This is a genomic window from Streptococcus sp. 11273D007BT (assembly GCF_053547195.1).
On the sequence record NZ_JBPWPE010000001.1, the window covers coordinates 730300 to 756526 of the forward strand.

Here is a 26227-nt window from a genome sequence, read left to right on the forward strand (position 1 = left end):
TGAGAAATTATGCTATAATGTCACCATGACAAGACAACAATTTCTTATTTTTGCTTTAGGTACAGCCGTAGAAACCTATTTGTTTAACCAAGCAATCTTTGATCAAGAGTATTTTTTTGCAGGTTTTTGGGCATTTTTATTGATTAGAAAACTTTATACGAGTTTGGTACTTAGTCGCGTAATGAAGGCTATTGATAAGACTACCAAGAAATAAGGCGAACTTCACCACTGGAGAGCGTCTTTTTTTCTTCTCCAGTTTGGATCAGCAATTCTCCACGGTTGGTAATGTCTAATACTTTAGCCTGTTTTTCTTGTTCTTGTTCAAGGTAAGTAATGGTTTGATGAAGGACAAGTGACTTATCCTTGTAGTATTTCACCAAGTCATATTCAGGAGTTTCAAAAAAAATGTTCCACATACTGCAAATTAAATCTTCTCTCGTAATACTTGGAGTTGTTTGAAAAAGGTTATCTGCTATTTCCGATAAATTTTCAGGAAAGGTAGAAATAAAGAAATTGATGCCTACTCCGATGATGACATCTGTTACTAGACCTGTCTCAACTGACGTCATAGCTTCTGTTAAGATACCAGCAATTTTTTTACCATTTAAATAAATATCATTAACCCATTTGATATCACATTCTATACCTGTTAATCGAGAGATTGCCTTCACCAAGCTACTTGCTACCATAATGGTATAAGGTTTCACATCCTGATAGTGGCAATTGGGTTTAAGGTGTAAGGACATATAGATGCCACCTGTTTTATCCGTAAAGAAAGATCGACCGAATCTTCCTTTAGCAGCTGTTTGCTCTTGAGCTAAGTAAAGAGTAGGAGCGGGAGCTCCTTTCTCTAGTCCATTTTTGGCATCGATCTGAGTGGATTGACTTTTTTCAAGGATTTGAACAGGGAAGTTTAATCGTTCTTCTAATTGGTCTTTAAGATAGAGATCTCCGCTAACAAGCTTATAGCCTTTATTTTTTGTGGATTCAACCGTTAATCCTTTATTTTCTAAAGTTTTGATGGCTTTCCAAATTGCAGTTCGTGAAACAGATAAATTTTCTGCTAACGTTTCTCCGCTGATATAATCGGGTTGGTGTTTTAATTCAAGGTAGATTTTTTCGTAGGTTTTCATAAGATAAGTATAGCAAAACCTTGGGTGATTTCAAGTTATTCAAAAAGTATATGACTGCTTATAGAAAATAACTATGTCAAATTTTTAAAAAGATTTTCTATTTTGAAAAGACAATGATATAATGGATAAGTTAATTAGTCCCGAAAAGGTGATTGTTGTCTCAATCAGTGCTTTGTAACTTTTTAACTGACTTGAAAATCAGAGACGATTTGTATTTTTAAGTGACTTATTATTTAAAAGGGGGACATGTCAAATGTCAGAACGTAAACTTTTCACGTCTGAATCAGTATCTGAGGGGCATCCAGATAAGATTGCAGACCAAATTTCAGATGCTATTTTAGATGCTATTTTAGAGCAAGATCCAGAAGCACACGTTGCAGCAGAGACAGTGGTTTATACAGGATCAGTTCATGTTTTTGGCGAGATTTCAACCACAGCTTATGTTGATATTAACCGTGTGGTCCGTGATACTATTGCTGAGATTGGTTATACTAAAGGAGAGTATGGTTTTTCTGCAGAAGCTGTAGGTGTGCATCCATCTTTAGTGGAACAATCACCTGATATTGCACAAGGGGTGAATGAGGCTCTTGAGGTTCGTGGAAATGAGGAGCAAGATCCATTGGATTTGATTGGGGCAGGAGACCAAGGACTTATGTTTGGTTTTGCGGTAGATGAAACACCAGAGTTGATGCCGCTGCCGATTTCGCTTAGTCATGCTTTGGTCCGTCGTTTAGCAGAATTGCGTAAATCTGGTCAAATTGCCTACCTTCGTCCAGATGCTAAAAGTCAAGTTACTGTGGAATATGACGAAGATAATCAACCTGTTCGTGTAGATACCGTTGTCATTTCCACGCAGCATGATCCAGAAGTCTCAAATGAGCAGATTCATCAAGATGTGATTGACAAGGTTATTAAAGCAGTTATCCCAGAAAAGTATCTTGATGAGGAGACAAAATATTTTATTAATCCTACAGGACGTTTTGTAATTGGAGGCCCTCAAGGAGATTCAGGTTTAACTGGTCGTAAGATTATCGTCGATACTTATGGTGGTTATGCGCGCCACGGCGGAGGAGCCTTTTCAGGAAAAGATGCCACAAAAGTGGATCGATCAGCTTCTTATGCAGCGCGTTATATTGCTAAAAATATTGTTGCAGCAGGTTTTGCTAAAAAAGCAGAAGTTCAACTTGCCTATGCCATTGGGGTAGCTCACCCAGTTTCTATTAGGGTAGATACTTTTGGGACTGGTACGGTTGCAGAGTCAGAATTAGAAGCAGCTGTGCGCCAAGTTTTTGATTTGCGTCCAGCTGGTATTATTCAGATGCTTAATTTGAAGCGTCCAATTTATAAGCAAACGGCAGCTTATGGCCATATGGGACGTACGGATATTGATCTTCCTTGGGAACGTTTGGATAAGGTTGATAGCTTAAAGCATTACCTTTAAGTAGATTTATTACTTTCATTAGTTTAATTAGAAAAAAAGCATGATACTCTGGAGTGTCATGCTTTTGTAATATTTTAGTGATAAAAATGTAAAAAAAAAGATAATTCTATTTGTCAAATTGTTTACTAAATGATACAATAAGAAGGTTGAAATATTATTTATGAAAGAATAGAAAGTATGAGAAAAATTGTCATCAATGGTGGTAAACCATTGACAGGTGAAGTTGCTGTATCTGGTGCTAAAAATAGTGTGGTTGCCTTAATTCCTGCTATTTTGCTAGCTGATGATGTTGTTATTTTAGACGGTGTTCCAGCAATTAGTGATGTTGATAGCTTGATTGAAATTATGGAAATCATGGGAGCTCGTGTGATTCGTGAGGGGGAAACCCTAGAAATCGATCCTCGTGGGGTCAAAAATATTCCCATGCCCTATGGAAAAATCAATAGTTTGCGTGCTTCGTACTATTTTTATGGTAGTTTGTTGGGACGTTTTGGAGAAGCCACTGTAGGTTTGCCAGGCGGTTGTGATTTGGGGCCACGTCCAATTGACTTGCACTTAAAAGCTTTTGAAGCTATGGGAGCTAAAGTTTCCTATGAGGGGGATAACATGCGTTTAGCTACAGAAAGTGGCCAATTGCATGGAACTCATATTTATTTTGATATTGTGACAGTAGGCGCTACTATCAATACCATGATTGCAGCTGTTAAGGCAAAGGGAAAAACTGTTATTGAAAATGCTGCTAGAGAACCAGAGATTATTGATGTGGCAACTTTATTAAATAACATGGGAGCTCGTATTCGCGGTGCAGGGACAGATGTGATCACTATTGAAGGGGTTGATTACTTAGGTTCGACGCGACATCAAGTTATTCCAGATCGTATCGAGGCTGGCTCTTATATCGCTCTTGCTGCTGCTGTGGGTGAAGGGATTCGAGTCACGAATGTTTTATACGAGCATTTAGAAAGTTTCATTGCGAAGTTGGATGAGATGGGTGTTCGGATGACAATTGAAGAAGATAGTATTTTTGTAGAAAAACAAGAAGCTTTAAAACCAGTTAATATCCGTACAGCTCCTTACCCTGGTTTTGCAACGGACTTGCAACAGCCTGTGACCCCTTTATTATTGAAAGCTGAGGGACGTGGAAATTTAGTTGATACGATTTATGAAAAGCGTGTCAATCACGTGCCAGAGTTAGCACGGATGGGTGCCAATATTAAAACAATCGGCTCAACTATTATTTATGATGGTCCAAATCAGTTGACGGGAGCTCCTGTTAAAGCGACAGATCTTCGTGCGGGGGCTGCCTTAGTCACAGCAGGTTTGATGGCTAAAGGAAGAACAGAAATCACTAATATTGAATTTATTTTACGTGGTTATTCTAATATTATTGAGAAATTACGTGCCTTAGGCGCAGATATTGATATTATTGAAGAATAAATCAAGCTGGTATGACTATAATTCTTTTATAAGATGATTAGTCATACCAGCTTGATTTATTCTAGGGATATTTGACTAAAAACGTTAAAAACCTGTATAATAAACACATGACAATTTGGCTAACATTGGCAAAGTATGCCACTTTTGAAACAGAAGTGCTTAGGTTAAGACCCCTTCGATTTGATGATCGGTATTCTTTTTTTAGTATGTTGATTGAGGATGAGTTACCCTTTATTTTTCCAAAGCCCAAGACTAGACAAGAATGTGATGAATTATTTGTTCAACAGTTTATGAAAGCCCCTCTAGGCATATGGGGAATAGAATTGAAAGTATCAGAGGAGTTAATTGGCATTGTTCAGTTTGAAAAGATTGATCTAAACCAAAACTCTGCTGAACTAGCTTATTTTTTGAAACGTGACTACTGGGGAAGAGGACTGATGACGGAGTGTGTCAAGAATATCTCTTTTTTAGGTTTAAAAGCCTGTCGGTTAGCAAGAATAAATATTATTGTTCACAAAGAAAACATTGCAAGTAAAAGAGTTGCTGAGAAATGTCAATATCGTCTGGTGGGGAGTTACAAGGGCAGTGATCGTTACACGCATAAAATAAGGAATTACTTGACTTACGAGTTAAGAGCTGGGGTGACAGATGATGAGTAAGCACCAAGAAATCTTAGACTATTTAAAGGGTTTGGCAGTTGGTAAACGTGTCAGTGTGAGAGGGATTTCTAATCGTTTGAAGGTGAGTGATGGAACAGCCTACAGAGCAATCAAAGAAGCTGAGAGTCGTGGTCTTGTTGAAACACGTCCGCGTAGTGGGACCATTCGTATTCAAACTAAAAATCAGCTATCATCTGATAAACTGACCTATGCTAAAATTTTAGAGGTTTGTAGCGCAGATTTGGTGGCGGGAAATGCAGGGTTAGAGCGTGAATTTAGTCATTTCGCCATTGCTGCTATGACATTAGAAAATATAGGTCGGTATTTGACTAGTTCAGGGTTGCTGATTGTTGGCGATAGAGAAGATGTTCAAATTTTTGCTTTAGAGCATGGGAATGCCATCTTAGTGACAGGTGGATTTGAAGTATCGGATAAAGCTAAGGCTATCGCCAATCGTTTATCGATTCCAATTATGATTAGTCATTTTGACACCTTTACCGTTGCTAGAATGATTAATAGTGCCTTGTCTGATATTCGTATAAAAACAGATTTAAAGACAGTTGAAGAAATCTTAATCCCTAAATTTGAGGCGGGTTATTTATTTGAAACAGATACTGTTAGAGATTTTCATCAGTTGGTCAGAAAGCTGAATCAGGTGCGTTTTCCTGTTTTAAATCAACATGAGATGGTTGTAGGGATGATCAGTATGCGGGATGTTACAGGAAAAGAGGCTAGCGTGACCCTTGACAAGTTGATGACTCGTAATCCTATTGTAACTTATTTCGATGTTAGTTTAGCTAGTGTTAGCCAAAAAATGTTGTTAGATGATTTTCAGATGTTACCAGTTGTGGCTAATGATGGAAAGCTGTTAGGGGTTGTGACGCGTCGCAAGGTTATGGCTGAGTTAAAGAATCTCCAGGAAAAAAGTTTACCGACTTTTAGTGAGGAAATTGTCTCTCATTTAAAAGTAGATGATGCAAGTGCTCATTTTTCGTTTACCATCACGCCGTCAATGGTGGATAGTACGGGCAATTTGTCTCAAGGGATTTTAACGGAATATTTAAAAGAAATTACGATTCGTGTTTTAACCAAAAAACAACAAAAGAATGTCATTATTGAACAAATGATGTTATACTTTTTACAGGCTGTTCAGATTGACGATGATTTGCAGATTTATCCTAAAGTCATTGCACGAACTAGAAAAAATGCTACCTTGGATTTTGAAATTTATCAAGGGCGTCAAATTGTTTTTAAAGCTATTGTCACAACAAAGTTGAATTAGAAATAGGAGTGAATAAAAAAACTATGATTACATTAAAATCAGCGCGTGAAATTGAAGCAATGGACAGAGCAGGAGATTTTCTTGCCAGTATCCATATTGGCTTACGTGATTTGATTAAACCTGGTGTTGATATGTGGGAAGTTGAAGAGTACGTCCGCAGACGTTGTAAGGAAGAAAATGTTCTGCCACTTCAAATCGGTGTTGATGGGCATATTATGGATTATCCTTATGCAACGTGCTGTGGTTTAAATGATGAAGTAGCGCATGCTTTCCCAAGACACTACATTTTAAAAGAAGGTGACCTTTTAAAAGTGGATATGGTTCTTAGTGAGCCTTTAGATAAGTCTATCCTTGATGTGTCAAAACTTAACTTTGATAATGTCAAAGAGATGAAAAAATATACTGAAAATTATTCAGGTGGTTTAGCAGATTCTTGTTGGGCTTATGCAGTAGGTCAAGTTTCAGATGAGGTGAAAGACTTGATGGCTGTAACTAAAGAAGCCATGTATAAAGGGATTGAACAAGCAGTTGTAGGTAATCGAATTGGTGATATTGGAGCGGCCATTCAAGAATATGCTGAAAGCCGTGGATATGGTGTCGTGCGTGATCTTGTAGGACACGGAGTTGGTCCAACGATGCATGAAGAGCCTATGGTACCCAACTATGGGGTGGCAGGTCGTGGCTTGCGTCTGCGTGAGGGAATGGTCTTAACAATTGAGCCTATGATCAACACGGGAACTTGGGAAATTGATACTGACTTGAAGACAGGTTGGGCCCATAAAACACTTGATGGTGGTTTATCTTGTCAATATGAACACCAGTTTGTTATTACAAAGGAAGGTCCTGTTATTCTGACAAGTCAGGGAGAAGAAGGGACTTACTAATAGCAAGGAGAAGCTGTGAAAAGGTTTATTGTAAGAATTCGTACTAGTCAGTCTATTCGAGCTTTTTTTGGCTATTATAAAAGTTCAGAGATGAGCCTATCTAGTATTGCTGTTGCTTACTATCTATTATTGACCATCTTTCCTTTTCTGATTCTGTTAGCCAATATTTTTCCCTATCTGAATATTGATACTTCTGATCTGCTTTTATTTTTAAGAGATAATCTTCCGAAACAACTCTATGGAAGCATTGCTAATATTATCCGAGGTATTTTTGATCAACCTTCTAGTGGTTTTTTATGGTTGTCATTAGTGACTGGTTTTTGGACCATGTCACGATCGCTAAACTTTTTACAACAATCCTTTAATAAAGCTTATGATGTTCAAGATCACAGAGATTTTATTGTTTCTTATGCTATTGGTTTGGTAGTTAGTGTAGGGGTCGTGGTTCTTCTAAGTTTAGCTATTGTATTATCAACCTTTGGCAAAACTATTTTAGGTCTAATTCATAGCCGATTGCAATTGGATTCTAAAATGTATTCCATCTTGATGCACTTTGCTCAGCCAGCCACTATCGCCATTTTATTTATCATGTTGGCTTTTCTTTACTATCTCTTACCAAATGTTAAGATTAGAAAGTGGCACTATATTTTACCTGGGACCATTTTTTCAAGTTTTGTTTTGGTCTTTACGACAAGTCTTTTTGGACAATATGTCAACTATACCTTAAATCGTATGGTGAACTTACGAAATTTTGGATCGATTACAACATTTGCGATTATGATTTGGTCCATTTTTTTCGCGCGCGTGCTGATTATGGGGGCTATTTTTAACGCCACTTATCAACGACGGTTTGAGGAAGAGTTCACTCTTAGACGAGGGGATGTTCGAGAACTGATTCAAGCAAGACGTAACAGTGATAATAAGGAGTGATTACCAAATAGGTAGTCACTTTTTTTATGACTTTTGTCATATGATGTCATGACAGATAGGCCTAATCCTTGGTGTTCAATAGCGCTATACTAATAGTGTCGATAAGGAAAAGTCAGAGGAGGAGCTAGTCATGATACGGGTAGAAAATCTAAAAAAAGTGATCAAAGGAAAAGTGATTTTAAATCAGATTTCCTTTGAGATTAGTAGAGGTGAATGTGTCGCTTTGATTGGTCCAAATGGTGCGGGGAAAACGACCTTGATGGACTGTTTATTAGGAGATAAGCAACTAAGTGCTGGGCAGATTTTGTTAAACCGAGATAATCCAAAATCTGCTCCCAATAAGGCTTCAGTTGCTGTTCTCCCACAGGAAAATAAGATACCAGAAGATTTAAAAGTGAAAGAACTTTTATCATTCTTTCAAGCCATTTATAAAGATAGTTTGACGGATGGTGAGATAGACGCCTTACTTTGTTTCTCTGAAGAGCAAAAAAATCAATTGTCACAAAAATTATCAGGGGGGCAAAGGCGTTTGTTAGCGTTTGTTCTTTGCTTGATTGGTAAACCTAAAATTCTTTTTTTAGATGAGCCGACAGCAGGTATGGATACCTCTACTCGTCAACGCTTTTGGGAGATTATTGCTGACTTGAAAGAGCAAGGTGTTACAATCTTTTATTCCAGCCATTATATCGAAGAGGTGGAGCATACAGCAGATCGTATCTTGGTGTTGCATCAAGGGAAGTTGTGGCGAGACACGACCCCTCATGCTATGCGCAGTGAAGAAAATGAAAAAGAAGTGACTGTTGATCAGCGTTTTTCAGATGCGATTCGACCAGAGTGGATTTATGATCAGGTTATCAAGCAAGATCGACTTTGTTTTAAAACAAAAGAGATTGAGACAGTTTGGACTGCCTTACAAGCCAGAGGTTGCCGTATTTCAGATATAGAAGTACAAAATAAAACCCTGCTTAATACTTTATTTGATCAGACAAGGGAGGAGTAATCATGATACCATTATTAAAAATTGAGGGAATAAAATTATCCAGAAGTTTAGGAACCTTTCTCTTATCTATAGGGATGCCTTTGGTTTTCTTTTTGATTTTTTCATCAACGGTACAACTAGATGATCCAGTAGCTCAAAAAGCCTTTGTGCAATCTTATATGTTGACCATGACAGCTTTTTCGATGTCAGGTTTTGCACTGTTTACCTTTCCTATGATGTTATCAGAGGATCGAAAAAATAACTGGCTGTCTTTTATTGAGCACTCTCCTATTAGCCTGTCCCGTTATTATTTGTCAAAACTCTTTCGTGTTTATCTCTGTTTCATCTGCTCTATTATGGCTGTCTTTTTAGTTGGTGCTTTAGTGCGAGATGTGCGTATGACAGGAGAGAGGTGGTTGGTGTCAGCTATTTTACTACTGATAACCGCTCTTATGTATTTAGCCTTGGGCTTGTTGTTAAGTCTCTTTAAATCTGAGCAAACCATGTCAGTTGTTGCTAACTTGACCTATTTTGTCTTAGCGATTATGGGCGGATCTTGGATGCCGATTAGCCTTTTTCCAGATTGGGTTCAAGAGATTTGTCGTCTGACACCAGGTTATTATGTCAATCACTTAGTTGTCACTTATGCAGAAAAGCATGATTTTATCTGGAAGTCCTTGTTTATTGTGCTGACTTATGCCATAATTTTCTTAGGAACAGCAATGATGATTCAGAAAAGAAGCGAGGTGAAGTAGCGTGTTTCAGAAAAGAAAAGTCTCGCCCATGTATTTCTTGGGCTTGCTTTTTCTGGTTTTTCCTTTATATTATACGGCTCACTTAGCCATTTATCCTTTTATTGTATTTGCGACGGTACTGTTTGGTGGTGTTTATATCTCACTACTTTATACACAAAACCACACTTATGAAAAGGTAGCCTGGATTTACCTCTTAGCCTACATTGCTTATATGAGTTTTGCGGGTAATATTCAATTTTCCCTATTTCTCTTTAATCTCTCAAACCTCTTGACTTGGCATTATAGTGAGGATAAGTGGACTTATCGGACGGTATCTTATGTGGGTTTGTTGATTAGTTTGTTGATATGGAGTATGGTTGGTCCTTACGGTCTAGATATTACTCTCTTTATGTTTATTCTTCATGCCTTTGCTTTAGCCATGTTTTTTGGTGGACGGATGCAATTGTCTAAGGAAAAAGCAGAGCAAAAACTGCAGGAGCAAAACGCTTCTATCAATCTCTTGATTGCGGAAAATGAACGTAACCGTATCGGGCAGGATCTTCATGATACTTTGGGCCATGTTTTTGCTACGATGACTATTAAGACAGAACTAGCCTTAAAGCAATTGGATAAAGGAAATCTTATGGCGGTTAAAAAGGAGTTGTCCGATTTAAATGCAACAAGTAGAAAAAGCATGGCTGACGTCAGAACAATTGTCAATCAACTAAAATATAGAAGTCTGGATGAAGAACTAGAGTGCTTACGACAAGTTTTTGAACTAGCAGAGATTGAGCTGGTAATAAAAAAAGATTATGATAGTCAAAACCTCTCTCCAGTCCTTCAATCTAGTCTAACCATGATGGTGCGTGAATTGGCTAATAATGTCATTAAACACGCCTCTGCTCGTCAAGCAAAGCTGAGCCTAGCAGATGAGGGAGACTATTTGATCGTTGAGATGGCAGATGATGGTCAAGGATTTTCTAGTCAAAGTGAGGATGAACTGCAGTCGCTAAAAAATCGGTTGTCCTTAATCAAAGGAGAGGTGGAGGTTTTATCACGCCACAATCCAACTTGTGTGCGTCTCAGCCTTCCTTTTAGAAAGGAGTAGGAGATGAAATTATTGGTAGCAGAAGACCAATCAATGCTGCGTGATGCCCTTTGTCAACTCTTATTGATGGAAGACGATGTTGATGCTGTTTTTCAAGCAGGAAATGGGCAAGAAGCCATTAGCCTCCTAGAAAAAGAAGAGGTAGATGTGGCGATTTTGGATATTGAAATGCCTAAAATGACAGGTCTAGAGGTCTTAGAGTGGATTAGAGAGCATAAAGAGATGAAAGTCGTGATTGTCACAACCTTTAAGCGTACAGGCTACTTTACAAGAGCGCTAAAAGCTCAAGTAGATGCTTATGTCTTAAAAGATCGGTCAACTACGGAGTTGATGACCACTATCCACAAGGTCTTATCTGGTCAGAAAGACTATTCTCCTGAATTGGTTGATGAAATGGCTTTTTCAAGTAATCCCCTCAGTCAAAGAGAAAGAGATGTTCTACAAGGCATTGCACGAGGCTTGTCAAATCAAGACATTGCAAAAGAGTTGTTTTTATCAAATGGTACTGTCAGAAACTACGTTACCAGCCTAATGACAAAACTGGATGCCCATAATCGCACAGATGCTCTCTTGATTGCTCAAGAGAAAAATTGGTTATAAAAATAGACAAAAAGAGGATGGGCGTTCCATCCTCTTTAATGCTTATCCTTGAAAATGAGTAGTTTACTGATGATATAATTTAAAACGATAATTAAAACTTGTGCAAATAAGGTTTCAATCGCATTGACGACCTGTAGATTGTGGTTAACAAATTGTCCGATAATTTGTGGGAATCGCTCAACCAACAGATAAGCTAAAACAAGATCTAAGGCCAGTGTTGAGAGTCGTGCTACAAAAAACTTGACAAATCGCCCCATCCAGCCTGTTCTAACTTGGTTAAAGACAAAATAGTCGTTGGTGAAAAATGCAAAGACAACAGCGGTTATATTTGCAATAACGGCTGAAAGAGTAGCTTGATGTGTGATAGCAAAGAAAGCCATGCGTGTTACCATATAGACGAGGGTTGCTAGAACTCCAAAAAAGAGATATTTAAAAACTTCACTAGATATAAATTTTTTCATAAGGATACTATATCAAAAAAATAAAAAATATGCTATACTAGAAAACGTTGCTAGAGCAACCCTTGGTGCTTATTTCCCTTTCACCAAGCATATTAGACGCGGCATGACCGCTAAAGGAGAATTATGAAATTATCAGTAAAAGATCTCACTCAGATTGCCATTGTGGCTGCACTTTATGTTGTATTGACCGTGACGCCTCCTTTAAACGCTATTAGTTATGGAGCATATCAGTTTCGTGTATCTGAGATGTTAAACTTCCTTGCTTTTTATCATCGTAAGTATATTATTGCAGTGACTCTAGGCTGTATGATTGCCAACTTTTTTACCTATGGTTGGTTAGATGTCTTTGTCGGAGGAGGGTCAACGCTATTGTTTGTGACCTTGGGAGTCTATCTTTTTGGACGCTATCGTCAAGAACAATTGTTTAGTGGCTTACTTAACAAAGCCTTTGTTTACTTTTCTTTCTTTTTTGCAGCTTCTATGTTTACCATAGCCTTGGAGTTAAAAGTGATTGCAGGTCTTCCTTTTCTTTTGACTTGGTTTACCACTGCGATAGGAGAGTTAGCTTCACTTTTGATTGGTGCTATAGTGATTGAAAAATTATCTCAACGAATTGATTTTGAGGCTTAAAATTCGCTAAAAAACTTCCAAATTTGGAAGTCTTTTTTATTTTGAAACGGTAAAATATGTTAAAATAAAAGATATGAAGAATCAAATGAAAAAATTGGTGGACCGCTTAAATCAGTACGCCAAAGAATACTATACACTTGACAAGCCCACCGTTTCTGATGCGCAATATGATCAGTTGTATCGTGAATTGGTAGCCTTGGAAGAAGCTTATCCTGATGAGATTTTGCCAGATAGTCCGACTCACCGAGTAGGAGGGCTTGTCTTAGAGGGCTTTAGAAAACATGAACACCTCTATCCTCTGTTTTCATTGCAGGATGCTTTTTCGCGTGACGAATTAGAGGCATTTGATCAAAGGGTGAAAAAAGAATTTCCAAAGGCATCTTACTTAGCCGAATTAAAAATTGATGGTCTATCGATTTCTTTGACCTATACTTCGGGAGTTCTAAGCGTAGGTGCAACACGGGGAGATGGTCGTGTGGGTGAGGACATTACAGAAAACTTAAAACGTGTTCGTGATATTCCTCTTACTCTGACTGAGCCGATCGATATCACTGTACGCGGGGAGTGTTATTTGCCAAAAGCTTCTTTTGATAAGATTAACTTAGAGCGTCAAGCCAATGGTGAGGCGGAGTTTGCCAACCCAAGGAACGCTGCAGCAGGGACACTTCGTCAGCTAGATACAGGAGTAGTGGCTAAAAGAAATCTGGCAACTTTCTTGTACCAAGAGGCAGGACCTACAGATCAAGTTAGCCAAGAAAGTGTTTTGCAGCAATTTGAACACTTAGGATTTGAGGTTAATCCTACTCGTCTTGTTTCATCGAATATGGCTGACATTTGGGCCTTTATCCAAGATATTCAAAACAAACGAGATCAACTGCCTTACGATATTGACGGCATCGTGATTAAAGTAAATGACTTAGCTATGCAAGAGGAGCTAGGATTTACTGTTAAAGCACCACGTTGGGCCGTAGCTTATAAATTTCCTGCTGAAGAAAAGGAAGCAGAAATCTTATCAGTGGATTGGACTGTTGGACGAACAGGTGTTGTCACACCGACCGCCAATCTTACGCCAGTACAGTTAGCAGGGACAACAGTAAGTCGTGCCACGCTACACAATGTGGATTATATTGCAGAAAAAGATATCCGCATCGGAGATACGGTAGTGGTGTATAAAGCAGGCGATATTATCCCAGCAGTTTTAAATGTGGTCATGTCTAAGCGTGCTCAACAAGAACCCATGTTGATTCCGCAACAATGTCCATCTTGTCAAAGTCAGCTACAACATTATGATGATGAGGTCGCTCTACGCTGTATTAACCCACTTTGTCCTAGTCAAATTTTAGCACGTCTAGAACATTTTGCTAGTCGAGATGCGATGAATATCGTTGGTTTAGGCCCATCAGTAATGGAAAAACTTTATCAAGCTGGTTTGATTCATGATGTGGCAGACCTTTATCAATTAAAAGTTGAAGATTTCTTGCAACTAGATGGTGTCAAGGAAAAATCTGCTCAGAAGTTTTATGATGCGATTCAATCTTCTAAAGCAAATTCTGCTGAAAAGTTATTATTTGGTTTAGGGATTCGCCATGTTGGTGCTAAGGTCAGTAAGCAACTTTTGGAGGAATTTGGCTCTATTTCAGTACTGGTTCAAGCTGAGAAAGAAAAGATTGCTGAAATTGATGGTTTAGGGATGGCTGTTGCGGAGTCTTTAGCAACTTATTTTGCAACACAAGGTAGTCAAACACTCTTAGAAGAACTAGAAGAAGTAGGGGTTAATCTCACTTACTTAGGGCAAAAAGTAGCCAGTGATGCCATGCTTTCAGGTTTAACCGTTGTCTTGACTGGGAAGTTGACCACACTAAAAAGAAGTGAAGCTAAGGACAAACTAGAACGTTTAGGAGCTAAGGTCACGTCTAGTGTTTCTAAAAAGACAGACCTTTTAGTAGCAGGGATAGATGCTGGTTCAAAGCTTGAAAAAGCACAGGGGCTCGGCATTGAGATTCGTGATGAATCATGGTTAGCAAGTCTTTAAGTATCGAGGAAAATAAATGAAAAAACATAGATTACGTGCTCGTTTGATTTATAACCCAACATCGGGCAAGGAATTGATGAAAAAAAGTGTGGCAGATGTTTTAGATATTTTGGAAAGCTTTGGTTATGAATCCTCTGCTTTTCAGACAACTCCTGAACCTCATTCAGCTATGAAAGAGGCTAAGCGTGCGGGCTTAGCTGGTTTTGATTTAGTCATTGCAGCTGGTGGTGACGGAACAATTAATGAAGTGGTTTCTGGTATCGCTCCTTTGAAAAAGCGGCCAAAAATGGCTATTATTCCAATGGGAACAACTAATGATTTTGCCCGTGCTTTAAAGGTTCCAAGGGGGAATCCTATTGAAGCTGCAAAATTGATTGGGAAACAACAAACTATTTTAATGGATATTGGTCAGACAGATCGAGGAAAATATTTTATTAATATTGCTGCGGCAGGCAGTTTGACAGAGCTAACCTATAGCGTTCCTAGTCAGCTTAAAAGTGTATTTGGCTATTTAGCTTATTTGGTTAAAGGGGCAGAACTCTTGCCTAGGGTACAAAATGTACCTGTCAAAATTTTTCATGACCATGGTGTTGTTGAAGATGAAGTCTCTATGATTTTTGTGGCCTTGACAAATTCAGTAGGGGGATTTGAAACCATTGCTCCTGATGCTAAATTAGATGATGGAAAGTTCACTTTAATTCTAGTAAAAACTGCTAACCTGATTGAACTGACCCATATCATTGGTTTGATGTTAAATGGTGGACGACATATTAGTCATAGTAAATTAGAATATATTAAGACATCTTATTTGAGGATTGAACCACAGGATCCAAAAGCACGTCGTCTAATGATTAATTTAGATGGTGAGTATGGAGGAGATGCACCTGTTGAATTAAGAAATTTAAATAATCATATCGAATTTATCGCCAATACCGATGAGATTGCTGATGATGCAATTACTCTAGATACAGAGGAATTAGCAATGGAGGCGATTGCACAAAAATTTGTTCGTGAAGTCGAATATTTGGATGAAAAGATGGAGATGAAAGAGGTTGATGAGGATGGAAAACCAAGTAATACTACACTATCATAGCCAATCAGGCTCGTACTTTGATTATAGTGTCTGGCAGTGGATAGAAGGTGAAAATGGGTGGGATAGCCATTTTGCCCGCTTTGATTCTTTTGGGATTGTTGCTAACCTTTCTTATCCAGCACAGCATCATTTAAGCGATGTTTATTTGATGGTGAAAAATTCAGATTGGTCAAAAAAAACACAGGATTATTGTATCCATAGAGATTATGGGATTGCAAAGGCTGAGGTTTGGATTGTTGAGGGGGATGATACTGTTTATTATTCCAGGCAAGCGGCGGTAACCAGTCATCATTATCGTTTTCGTCAACCACATGCTTTTGATATGGCCTTACACAGCTATCGATTTGATCGTAAATGGGGCTATTCGGGATGGCTAGGGTTTTCTTATCAGAAGGAACAGACGGAATTTAGGCTATGGGCTCCGACAGCTCAAAGAGTAGAGTTGATTTTATATAGTTCTACAGATGATAAATCTAGTGTTGAGCGTGTTGTTAAAATGGAGCGTGGGCATGCTGAAAATTGGGAAGATCATAAACATAATACTCACGGTGTTTGGTTTACGACAGTTTCAGAGGATTTAAATTATAGGGCTTATTGCTACCGTGTCTATTACCGAAAACGAACCTTTAGAGACACAAGAGACCCTTATGCTATTGCAACCACTGCAAATGGTAGAAGATCTATTGTCATTGATAAAGCGGATTTAGTGCCAGAAGGTTTTTCAGTCAAGCATGGTGCAGAGGCGACATGGCGTTTAGCCAATCCTAACCAAGCGGTTATTTATGAGATGCATGTCAGAGATTTTACAAAGTCTGAGACCTCGGGTGTTCGATTGGAGAATCGTGGTAAGTTTTTAGGTGCTATCGAAACAGGGACTAAGAATATTTATGGTGATAAAACTGCCTTTGATTATGTCAAGCAGTTAGGCATTAATTATGTTCAGTTTCAGCCATTATTTGATCATCACCAGATAATTGATGAACATGGTGATTATGCTTATAATTGGGGATACGATCCAGAAAATTATAATGTTCCCGAAGCGAGTTTTACCTCAAATCCTCATGCCCCTTCTGTCCGTATTTTAGAGTTAAAGCAGATGATTCAAGCCTATCACAATGCTGGAATTGGCGTCATTATGGATGTGGTTTATAATCATACCTATTCTTCTCGAGATTCTGCTTTCCAACTATCCGTTCCTGATTATTACTATCGTATGAATCCTGACGGCTCTTTCCAAAATGGAACAGGCGTTGGTAATGAAACGGCTAGTGAGAAAGAGATGTTTAGAAAATATATGATCGACTCCATTTTATATTGGATTGAGGAGTATAATATTGACGGCTTTCGTTTCGATCTGATGGGGATACATGATGTGGAAACGATGAATGCGATTAGAAAGGCTGTAGATGCTATTGATCCTAATATTCTTCTTTATGGAGAAGGTTGGGATATGGGAACAGGCCTAATGCCAGAAGATAAGGCTAAAAAAGGAAATGCCTCTCAGATGCCAAGAATTGGCTTCTTTAATGATGATCAAAGGGATGCTGTTAAAGGAGCCGAAGTTTATGGAGACTTCAAAAAAGGTTTTGTTTCTGGAGAGGCGACAGAAGACAAAGTGGCTAAAGCTATTTTGGGAAGTGGTGAGCTATCTTCTTATCTAACGCCAAGTCAGGTCTTAAATTATGTAGAAGCCCATGATAATTATAATTTAAATGATCTTTTCTTAGAGCTCAATCCTGATGATGATCAAGATGTCCATATTAGACGCGTAGAAGTCGCAACAGCTATGAATCTTTTGATGCAAGGGATGAGCTTTATGGAGTTGGGGCAAGAATTTTTACGCACCAAACTCTTTCCAACAGGTGATAATGCTGAGTTGACTCAAGAAGATAAAGAGCGAGCGATGAATAGTTACAATGCTCCAGACCAAGTGAACCAAGTTAATTGGAATAATGTGACCATTCATAAAGCAAGTATTGAGTTTATCCGTCAGATTATTCAACTGAAAACAAGCGTTAGTGGCTTTTCTTATCAAACATTTGATGATATTTTAAACCATGTTTATGTTGAAACAGCAGAACATGGTTCAGGATTTATTAGTTTCACAACTAAAGATGAGCGTTCTTTTAAAATAATTTTCAATATTATTGGAAAAAATGTGAAAATTAGCATGACAGACCATGAAAAATATGATATACTAGTGACAAATGAAAAGCGCTTACAACAAAGCGCGCTATCGCTAGAGCCGTTAACAGTAGTGGTCTTTGAAAAGAAAGAATAACCTGATATTGCTTTCAGGTTATTTTTGTTTACTTTTAATTTTCAGAAAATTAGCTATATTGAATACGGTTTCATATGAAAGGGTGGTGGAATGGATACACAAGAAGCGTTGTGGACTTTTGGTATTGGAGAGAATTATCAGGCACAGGATTATTTTGGTTGTCATTTAGCCGAGGATGGAAAGCACCATGTTTTTAGGGTTTGGGCACCAAATGCTAAAGCAGTTTCGGTCATTGGTGATTTTACTAATTGGGGAGAAAATCCACTTCCTATGACACCTAATGATGCTGGTGTCTGGGAAGTAGAAACAGACCTAGCAAATGAAGGACAGATTTATAAGTATTTGGTAACACGTGCTAGTGGTCAGGTAGTTGAAAAGATTGATCCCTTTGCGGTATATTTTGAAAAACGGCCAGGAACAGGGGCAGTGATTAAACATCTAAAACCTAAAAAATGGAAAGATGGACTATGGTTAGGAAGAAGAAGGCGCTTAGGGTTTAAACAACGTCCCGTTAATATCTATGAGGTTCATGCAGGGTCATGGAAAGTCCACGAAGATGGTCATCCTTATAATTTTGAAGAATTAAAAGAGGAGTTGATTCCATATCTAGTTGATATGCATTATACTCATGTTGAGTTTATGCCCTTAATGGCTCATCCTCTAGGAATGAGTTGGGGCTATCAGCTGATGGGGTATTTTGCTTTTGAATCAACCTATGGTACTCCTGAACAGTTCCAAGATTTTGTTGAAGCTTGTCATCTTCATAATATTGGTGTTTTGGTTGATTGGGTACCAGGACACTTTACGATTAACGATGATGCTTTAGCCTATTTTGACGGGACACCCACTTTTGAGTATCAAGATCATGATCGCGCCCACAATTATGGTTGGGGAGCCTTGAACTTTGATTTAGGGAAAAATCAAGTCCAATCATTTTTAATCTCAAGCGCTAAATTCTGGATTGATACTTATCATATTGATGGGATAAGGGTTGATGCTGTCAGTAATATGCTTTATTTAGATTATGATAGCGGTCCTTGGCAACCCAATAAAGATGGGGGGAATCGCAATTACGAGGGATTTGGATTTTTACAAAAATTAAACCGTGTCATAAAAGGTTATTATCCAGATGTGATGATGATTGCTGAGGAAGCAACAGCGGTGACAAGCATTACAGGTCATCAAGAAGATGATGGTTTAGGGTTTGATTATAAATGGAATATGGGATGGATGAATGATATTCTAAAATTCTATGAGGAAGATCCTGTTTATCGTAAGTATGACTTTAATTTGGTTACTTTTAGCTTTATGTATCTGTTTAGTGAAAATTTTGTTTTACCATTTTCACATGATGAAGTTGTACATGGTAAGAAAAGCATGATGCATAAAATGTGGGGGGACCGTTATAATCAATTTGCAGGACTTCGCAATTTATATACCTATCAAATCTGTCATCCTGGTAAAAAACTTCTTTTTATGGGAAGTGAATTTGGACAGTTTTTAGAATGGAAATATGATGAAAGTTTAGAATGGTCTAATCTTGAAGATGAGATGAATGCCAAAATGAAAGAGTTCACATCTACTTTGAATCAGTTGTACAAAGACCATAAAGTACTTTGGCAAATTGATGATTCTTATGATGGTATAGAGATTATTGATGCAGACAATCGTGACCAAAGTGTCCTATCATTTATCCGAAAAAATGAGAAGGGTGATCTCTTAGTGTGTGTCTTTAATATGGTTCCTGTTGAGCGAAAAGATTTTACCATAGGTCTTCCTCAAGCAGGGATTTACGAAGAGATTTTAAATACAGAACGGGAAGAATTTGGAGGTGTTTGGAAAGAAAATAACCCTGTCACTCGGACTCAAAGAGGGTCTTGGAAACACTACGATCACACATTAAGCTTTACACTTCCAGCGCTTGGGGCAAGTATCTGGAAAATTAAACGTCGTTTAAAAAAATAATAAATTCTTGGAAGGAAGAACTAGATGAAGAATGAAATGTTAGCACTAATCCTTGCTGGTGGTCAAGGCACACGTCTTGGGAAATTGACACAAAGTATTGCTAAGCCGGCTGTTCAATTTGGTGGACGTTATCGCATTATTGATTTTGCCTTGTCCAACTGTGCCAATTCAGGTATTAACAATGTTGGTGTCATCACACAATACCAACCCTTAGCCCTTAATAGTCATATCGGTAATGGATCAGCCTGGGGGCTTGATGGTATTGATTCAGGTGCAACGATTTTACAGCCTTATTCCGCCACAGAAGGAAATCGTTGGTTTCAGGGAACTAGTCATGCTATCTATCAAAATATTGACTATATTGATAGTATTGATCCAGAATATGTGTTAATCCTATCAGGTGACCATATTTATAAAATGGATTATGATGATATGTTACAAACGCATAAGGACAATTTAGCTAGCTTAACAGTTGCCGTTATTGATGTTCCATTAAAAGAAGCTAGCCGTTTTGGGATTATGAACACTGATGCTAGTGATCGTATCGTTGAATTTGAAGAAAAACCAGCAGAGCCTAAATCAACAAAGGCTTCTATGGGAATCTATATTTTCACTTGGAAACGTCTTCGTGAAATGTTAGTAGATGCTGAGAAGAATACTATTGATATGTCTGACTTTGGACAAAATGTCATTCCAGCTTATATTGACTCTGGTGAGCGAGTTTACACTTATAACTTCAACGGCTATTGGAAAGATGTAGGGACAATCGAATCCCTATGGGAAGCCAATATGGAGTATATTGCTGTTGATAATGAATTAGATAGTCGTGATCGTTCTTGGAAAATCTACTCTAAAAACCAAATTGCACCACCAAACTTTATTACAGCTGAAGCAGAAGTGAAAGATTCTCTCGTTGTTGATGGCTGCTTTGTATCAGGGAAGGTGGAACATTCTATCTTATCTACAAATGTTCAGGTTAAAGAAGGTGCAGAGATTAAAGATAGCTTTATCATGAGTGGTGCTAAGATTGGAGCAGGTGCTAAAATTACACGTGCCATCATTGGTGAAGGCGCAGAAATTGGTGAGGGTGTTGTCATTGATGGCACAGAAGAAGTACAAGTCGTTGGATATAATGAGGTAGTGGGGGTACCAAATGAAGATTGATAAATATTCTGCAATTTTAGGAAACACAGTTGGTTATCATGATATGGGGGACTTAACGGCAAATCGTCCTCTTGCTAATCTTCCTTTTGATGGGAAATATCGTTTGATTGACTTTCAATTATCAAATCTTGCAAATGCTGGTATCCGAAGTGTTTACGGTATCTTCCGTGGTCAAAATATCCGTTCAATTTTTGATCATATTCGTAGTGGTCGCGAGTGGGGCTTAAACACGCTTTTAAGTCATTATTTCTTAGGATTTCATAATGCGGATGATGAAATTGATACTGCAGACAAAGACTATTATGAGCAAATCTTGACTTACTTAAAACGCTCTGGCAGTGATCAAACGATTTATATGGGTTGCGATATATTATGTAACATCGATCTTCAACAGGTGCTTCATTTACACAATGCCAATCAACGTGAAATGACAGTGGTTTATAAAAAGCTTCCTAAAGCACAGCTATCTCCTGTCAATGAAATTCTTGTGATGGATGAAACCGACACTGTTGTTGGGAAAAAAGAGTTAACAGATGTTAATGGTGATTTAGAGAAGATGTCAACAGGGATTTATATCGTTAATACACCATGGTTAATTGAAAAATTAGAAGAAGAAGTTCAAAAAGAAGAGCCAATGAAATTACGCTTCTTATTGAGACAATTATTGGTAGAATCAAAAGCACTGGGATTTGAATACACAGGCTATGTAGCAAATATCAACTCTGTGAAATCTTATTATGATGCGAATATGGATATGTTAGATCCACAAAAATTCTACTCTTTACTTTATTCTAACCAAAAAATCTATACCAAAGTTAAAAACGAAGAATCTACTTACTTTGATGATAAATCACATGTGACGAATTCTCAATTTGCATCTGGTAGTGTTATTGAAGGTACAGTTGATCATTCCATTATTTCACGTAGCTGTCATATTGCCAAAGATGCTAGTGTCAAACGTTCTATCATTTTCCCTAAGGTGAAAATTGAAGAAGGAGCAGTGGTTGAATATGCCATCATTGATAAATCCGTTACAATTCCAGCGGGAGTGACTATTCGTGGAACAGAAGATCATCCAGTTGTGATTGGTAAAGGACAAAAAATTAGCGGAGATGTAGTTTAATGAAATTGTTATTTGTGGCGGCAGAGGGGTCTCCCTTTGCCAAAACAGGAGGATTAGGTGATGTCATTGGGGCATTGCCTAAATCTCTTGTTAAAAAGGGAAATGATGTCCGAGTCATTCTTCCTTACTATGATGTTGTGGATCAAAAGTTTGGTCATGAAGTAGAAGATGTTCTCTATTTTTATACCAATGTCGGTTGGCGTCACCAATATGTTGGGGTTAAAAGAATTGTAAAAGATGGTGTCACCTTCTATTTTATTGATAATCGTGATTATTTCTTCCGTGGTCGTGTTTATGGGGAATGGGATGATGGCGAACGCTTTGCATTCTTTCAGCTTGCAGCCTTAGAATTGATGGAAAAAGTTGACTTTATTCCAGATATTTTACACGTTCATGATTATCATACTGCGATGATACCTTTTTTATTGAAGGAAAAATACCATTGGATTCAAGCTTATCAAGGGATCAAAACAATCTTTACCATTCATAATATTGAGTTTCAAGGTCAGTTTGATTCTGGGATGCTTTGGGAACTATTTGGTGTAGGCTATGAACGTTATGCTGATGGGACTTTGCGTTGGAATGATTGTTTAAACTGGATGAAAGCGGCTGTTCTTTATGCAGATCGTGTGACAACTGTTTCACCAAGTTATGCGCATGAAATCATGACTCCTGAATTTGGTAAGGGCTTGGATCAAGTTATGCGCATGGAGGCAGGTAAGGTATCAGGTATTGTTAATGGGATTGATACTGAAATACTAGATCCTGAAACTGATAAACATCTGGTGGCTCATTTTTCAGTTGAGGATTTATCTGGTAAGGCTATCAATAAAGCAGCCCTTCAAGAGCGCTTAGGATTACCAGTTCGAGCAGATGCTCCCCTGATTGGGGTTGTTTCGCGCTTAACAGACCAAAAAGGTTTTGATGTTGTCGTAGATGAGCTTCAACATATCCTACAACAAGATGTTCAAATTGCCTTGCTTGGAACAGGCTACGCTGACTTTGAACAGGCTTTTGGATGGTTTGCGCAAGTTTATCCTGAAAAGTTATCAGCTAATATTACTTTTGATTTAGAGTTGGCTCAACAAATTTATGCAGCCAGTGATCTCTTCCTTATGCCAAGTGCTTTTGAACCATGTGGTCTATCACAAATGATGGCGATGAGATATGGCAGTTTACCATTGGTCCATGAAGTAGGAGGTCTTAAAGACACAGTGCAACCTTATAATCCTTATGATCATTCTGGAACAGGATTTACTTTCAAAGGTTTAACAGGCTTCTGGTTGACTAAAACCCTAGAAAGAGCCCTTGATGTTTATTGTCATCATAAGGAAGATTGGAAAGCCCTACAAGAACAGGCTATGACAAGAGATTTTTCTTGGGATACTGCAAGTAATGCTTATCAAGAACTTTATCAACATTTGCTTTCATCATAAGGAAAAAGAAAGATGCAACTGACAAAAGAAAAATTTATTCGTGATTTTAAAGACACGCTCCATGAAGAACAACTGATTAAAGTCGTTGATGCTACACCAACTGAATTATTTACCTCTTTAGCAAAAGTGATCCGTAAGTACTATACGCCCCTCTGGTTGGAGAGAAATCGGAAGATATCAGAAAATCAAGAAAAAGTAGCCTATTATTTTTCAATTGAATTTCTACCAGGACGTATGCTAGAAACCAATCTTCTTAACTTAGGGATTTTAGACATTGTAAAAGAAGGCTTTGCGGAATTAAATGTTGACTTTGATGCTGTAAAAAATGCAGAGCATGATATGGCATTAGGTAATGGTGGTCTAGGACGCTTGGCAGCAGCATTTATGGACTCATTAGCCACAACAGGCTATCCAGGTTTTGGTAATGGTATTCGTTACCAATACGGGTTGTTTAAACAGCGCATTGTTGATGGTTATCAAGTTGAACTTCCAGACTCATGGTTTGGATCAATTGGTAATGTTTGGGAGACACGCAAAGATCATAACATCGTGGATGTCAAACTATTCGGGGATGTTTATTTAAGCGCAGACGAAAGTGGGAAACTGGTACCTGTTTATGAAGGGGCTCAGGTTCTAAGAGCTGTTCCTTATGATGTTCCTCAAATTGGATTTGAAAATGACAATATTAACAATCTTCGCCTTTGGGATGTTGAGATTCCTGAAGAGTATGAACTATATTATCCTACATTAGAATCTCGTCGTAGAGTAGAAGATATTACAGCCATCTTGTATCCAGATGATTCAAACTATGAAGGAAAACAGCTTCGCTTAGTTCAAGAGTACTTTATGACCAGTGCAGGTTTGCAGACGATTATCAAGTCCTATCTTAAGCAAGGATTACCTCTTGAGCAGATTCATGAAAAAGTATCTGTTCACATTAATGATACTCATCCGGCTGTTGCTCCAGCTGAGTTTATGCGTCTCTTGGTAGATGATTATGGTTTGGATTGGTCAACTGCTTGGAATACGACTGTTAAAACCATGAGTTATACCAATCATACCATCTTGTCTGAGGCTCTTGAAAAATGGGATGCCGAACTCTTTAAACACGTTCTTCCTCGTGTTTATCAGATTGTTCTAGAAATTGACAACAGATTTGTAGCAGAGATGGCTCAAAAAGGGATTGACTCTGGGGTGATTAATCGCACGCGGATTGTCAAAGATGGGCAAATCCATATGGCTAACTTAGCTATTATTGGAGGACACTCAGTCAATGGTGTTGCGAAACTTCATACAGAACTGCTTAAAGAAGATACTCTACATGACTTTTATCTTTTATACCCAGAGAAGTTTAATAACAAGACAAATGGTATTGTGCAACGACGTTGGACACAAATTGCAGCACCAGAATTATCAAAAGCGATTGATGAAACAATTGGAGAAGCATGGCGTGCAGATATTCATGAGCTTCAAAAACTAAAAGCTTATGCAGATGATACAGCTGTTTTAAACAATTTTTATCATGTTAAGCAAGAGGCTAAGGCTAAGTTGGCACGATATATTTTTGAAACAACAGGTGTTGAAGTTTCAACAGAAGCCATTTTTGATGTTCAGGTCAAGCGCCTACATGCTTATAAACGCCAATTACTAAATGTTCTTCATATTATTAAACTCTACCTTGATTTAAAAGATAATCCAGATAAAGATATGGTACCACGTGTCTTTATTTTCGGAGCCAAGGCAGCACCAGGCTACCATTTTGCCAAGTCTGTGATTAAGATTATCAATGAATTAGCAAATTTGATTAATTATGATGATAGTTTGCAAGGGAAATTGAAGGTTGTCTTTCTTGAAAACTATAATGTGAGTTTAGCTGAACTGATTATTCCCGCAGCAAATGTCTCAGAACAAATCTCGCTGGCATCAAAAGAAGCGTCTGGAACATCAAATATGAAGTTTATGATGACAGGAGCTATTACATTGGCAACGCTTGATGGTGCAAATATTGAAATCAAAGACGAAGTCGGAGATGATAATATTGTGATTTTTGGTATGGATAAAGACGCTGTTTATGCGCACTATGCCGCACATGATTATTATGCTCGCGGGGTGTATGAAGCCAATCCTGTGATTAAACGTGTTGTCGATAGTTTCATCAATGGTACTATTCCAAATAGTCAAGCAGAGGGAACAGAGATTTATGAAGCACTGATTACGCATAATGATGAGTATTTCTTGTTAGAAGACTTCCCTGCTTATGTAGAAGCTCAAGAAAAAATTGATCAGCTTTACCGTAATCGTACGCAGTGGTCTCGTATGAGCTTGTTAAATATTGCTAACTCGGATAAATTCACATCAGATGACACGATTACAGAATACGCAGAAGAAATTTGGAATCTTAAAAAATAATGTTCAAATGGGACGGTATATCCGTCCTATTTAAATAGGAAGAAAAGTCTATGAAAATGAATGTAAAGTTTTTGAAAGCAAATCATAACCTTAACGATAAAGGTTAGGAATGGTTTAAGAAAAGCGAAAGAAATCGCTTATTTTCATTGACAAACTTTAAAAATAGGACTAAACTAGACAGGTAAAATTTTTTAATAATGGAGGAATTCGAAATGAATTTAGCTATCTTAGCACTTGGTATTGCAGTTATGGGTGTTAGTATCGGTGAGGGTCTTCTTGTCGCTAACGTTGCAAAAGCTGCAGCACGTCAACCTGAAATGTATAGCAAATTGCAAACATTGATGTTTACAGGTGTTGCCTTTATCGAAGGAACATTCTTTGTTCTCTTTGTCTTTACATTCCTCGTAAAATAGGAAATCAATTGTAATTATTTTCTATTCTAAAAG

Annotated in this window: 23 protein-coding genes and 1 riboswitch; of the genes, 21 read left to right on the forward strand and 2 right to left on the reverse strand. The window is 38.0% G+C overall.

The window, feature by feature from the left end; genetic code table 11:
- Nucleotides 1-25 precede the first annotated feature (25 nt).
- Nucleotides 26-214, forward strand: a complete 189-nt coding sequence (locus ACEE75_RS03820) for a DUF3272 family protein (RefSeq protein WP_354369783.1) — start codon at nt 26-28, stop codon at nt 212-214.
- On the opposite strand, the gene birA is transcribed toward ACEE75_RS03820, so the two are convergent.
- Complete coding sequence (birA, locus tag ACEE75_RS03825) at nt 201-1133, reverse strand: bifunctional biotin--[acetyl-CoA-carboxylase] ligase/biotin operon repressor BirA (RefSeq protein ID WP_447574417.1); 933 nt, start codon at nt 1131-1133, stop codon at nt 201-203. The two genes, ACEE75_RS03820 and birA, sit on opposite strands and share 14 nt — an antisense overlap.
- Before the next feature lie 253 nt (nt 1134-1386).
- Here birA and metK point away from each other — a divergent pair, with 253 nt between their 5' ends.
- From metK to ACEE75_RS03875, 10 genes are all read left to right on the forward strand, one after another.
- Entirely contained in the window at nt 1387-2574 is a 1188-nt protein-coding gene (metK, locus tag ACEE75_RS03830) for a methionine adenosyltransferase (RefSeq protein WP_447574418.1), read from the forward strand.
- A 177-nt stretch (nt 2575-2751) separates the two neighbouring features.
- Nucleotides 2752-4011 carry a UDP-N-acetylglucosamine 1-carboxyvinyltransferase gene (locus ACEE75_RS03835; RefSeq protein ID WP_447574419.1) on the forward strand — a complete coding sequence of 420 codons (1260 nt, stop codon included), beginning with the start codon at nt 2752-2754 and terminating at the stop codon, nt 4009-4011.
- A 107-nt stretch (nt 4012-4118) separates the two neighbouring features.
- Complete coding sequence (locus ACEE75_RS03840) at nt 4119-4670, forward strand: GNAT family N-acetyltransferase (RefSeq protein ID WP_447574420.1); 552 nt, start codon at nt 4119-4121, stop codon at nt 4668-4670.
- Entirely contained in the window at nt 4663-5952 is a 1290-nt protein-coding gene (gene spxR / locus ACEE75_RS03845; RefSeq protein ID WP_447574421.1) for a CBS-HotDog domain-containing transcription factor SpxR, read from the forward strand. Before ACEE75_RS03840 ends, spxR begins: the two co-directional genes overlap by 8 nt.
- A 23-nt stretch (nt 5953-5975) precedes the next feature.
- Nucleotides 5976-6836 carry a methionyl aminopeptidase gene (locus ACEE75_RS03850; RefSeq protein ID WP_447574422.1) on the forward strand — a complete coding sequence of 287 codons (861 nt, stop codon included), beginning with the start codon at nt 5976-5978 and terminating at the stop codon, nt 6834-6836.
- A gap of 15 nt (nt 6837-6851) precedes the next feature.
- Nucleotides 6852-7766 carry a YihY/virulence factor BrkB family protein gene (locus ACEE75_RS03855; RefSeq protein WP_447574423.1) on the forward strand — a complete coding sequence of 305 codons (915 nt, stop codon included), beginning with the start codon at nt 6852-6854 and terminating at the stop codon, nt 7764-7766.
- A 130-nt stretch (nt 7767-7896) separates the two neighbouring features.
- Entirely contained in the window at nt 7897-8766 is an 870-nt protein-coding gene (locus ACEE75_RS03860; protein ID WP_447574424.1) for an ABC transporter ATP-binding protein, read from the forward strand.
- 2 nt (nt 8767-8768) lie between these two features.
- On the forward strand, nt 8769-9500 hold the full coding sequence (locus ACEE75_RS03865; RefSeq protein ID WP_447574425.1) for an ABC transporter permease: 732 nt from the start codon (nt 8769-8771) through the stop codon (nt 9498-9500).
- A 1-nt stretch (nt 9501) separates the two neighbouring features.
- Nucleotides 9502-10587: a sensor histidine kinase gene (locus tag ACEE75_RS03870; RefSeq protein WP_447574426.1), complete on the forward strand. Its 1086-nt coding sequence runs from the start codon at nt 9502-9504 to the stop codon at nt 10585-10587.
- 3 nt (nt 10588-10590) lie between these two features.
- Nucleotides 10591-11187, forward strand: a complete 597-nt coding sequence (locus ACEE75_RS03875; RefSeq protein WP_447574427.1) for a response regulator — start codon at nt 10591-10593, stop codon at nt 11185-11187.
- A 35-nt stretch (nt 11188-11222) separates the two neighbouring features.
- Here the strand turns inward: ACEE75_RS03875 and ACEE75_RS03880 are convergent, their stop codons facing one another.
- Complete coding sequence (locus ACEE75_RS03880; protein ID WP_447574428.1) at nt 11223-11648, reverse strand: GtrA family protein; 426 nt, start codon at nt 11646-11648, stop codon at nt 11223-11225.
- 28 nt (nt 11649-11676) lie between these two features.
- Nucleotides 11677-11774: riboswitch (PreQ1 riboswitch) on the forward strand.
- Here ACEE75_RS03880 and ACEE75_RS03885 point away from each other — a divergent pair.
- The 10 genes from ACEE75_RS03885 (at nt 11769) to ACEE75_RS03930 (ending at nt 26194) form a co-directional block, all read left to right on the forward strand.
- Nucleotides 11769-12278, forward strand: a complete 510-nt coding sequence (locus tag ACEE75_RS03885) for a QueT transporter family protein (protein WP_427893950.1) — start codon at nt 11769-11771, stop codon at nt 12276-12278. (Overlaps the previous riboswitch by 6 nt.)
- 73 nt (nt 12279-12351) lie before the next feature.
- On the forward strand, nt 12352-14310 hold the full coding sequence (gene ligA, locus ACEE75_RS03890) for an NAD-dependent DNA ligase LigA (protein ID WP_447574429.1): 1959 nt from the start codon (nt 12352-12354) through the stop codon (nt 14308-14310).
- Nucleotides 14311-14326: 16 nt separating this feature from the next.
- A complete protein-coding gene (locus ACEE75_RS03895) occupies nt 14327-15403 on the forward strand; it encodes a diacylglycerol kinase family lipid kinase (RefSeq protein ID WP_447574430.1) in 1077 nt (358 codons plus the stop codon).
- On the forward strand, nt 15372-17684 hold the full coding sequence (pulA, locus tag ACEE75_RS03900; protein ID WP_447574431.1) for a type I pullulanase: 2313 nt from the start codon (nt 15372-15374) through the stop codon (nt 17682-17684). The genes ACEE75_RS03895 and pulA overlap by 32 nt, the downstream gene beginning before the upstream one ends.
- Nucleotides 17685-17774: 90 nt before the next feature.
- Nucleotides 17775-19649, forward strand: coding sequence for a 1,4-alpha-glucan branching protein GlgB (gene glgB / locus ACEE75_RS03905; RefSeq protein ID WP_447574432.1), 1875 nt, complete (start codon nt 17775-17777; stop codon nt 19647-19649).
- 24 nt (nt 19650-19673) lie between these two features.
- Nucleotides 19674-20813, forward strand: coding sequence for a glucose-1-phosphate adenylyltransferase (locus ACEE75_RS03910; RefSeq protein WP_354366926.1), 1140 nt, complete (start codon nt 19674-19676; stop codon nt 20811-20813).
- Entirely contained in the window at nt 20803-21936 is a 1134-nt protein-coding gene (gene glgD / locus ACEE75_RS03915; protein ID WP_427893918.1) for a glucose-1-phosphate adenylyltransferase subunit GlgD, read from the forward strand. Before ACEE75_RS03910 ends, glgD begins: the two co-directional genes overlap by 11 nt.
- Nucleotides 21936-23372 carry a glycogen synthase GlgA gene (gene glgA, locus ACEE75_RS03920; protein WP_447574433.1) on the forward strand — a complete coding sequence of 479 codons (1437 nt, stop codon included), beginning with the start codon at nt 21936-21938 and terminating at the stop codon, nt 23370-23372. The genes glgD and glgA overlap by 1 nt, the downstream gene beginning before the upstream one ends.
- A 12-nt stretch (nt 23373-23384) precedes the next feature.
- Nucleotides 23385-25781 (forward strand): glycogen/starch/alpha-glucan phosphorylase, encoded by a 2397-nt coding sequence (locus ACEE75_RS03925; RefSeq protein ID WP_447574434.1) that lies wholly within the window; start codon nt 23385-23387, stop codon nt 25779-25781.
- Nucleotides 25782-25993: 212 nt separating this feature from the next.
- On the forward strand, nt 25994-26194 hold the full coding sequence (locus ACEE75_RS03930; RefSeq protein WP_427893912.1) for a F0F1 ATP synthase subunit C: 201 nt from the start codon (nt 25994-25996) through the stop codon (nt 26192-26194).
- Nucleotides 26195-26227: the final 33 nt, after the last annotated feature.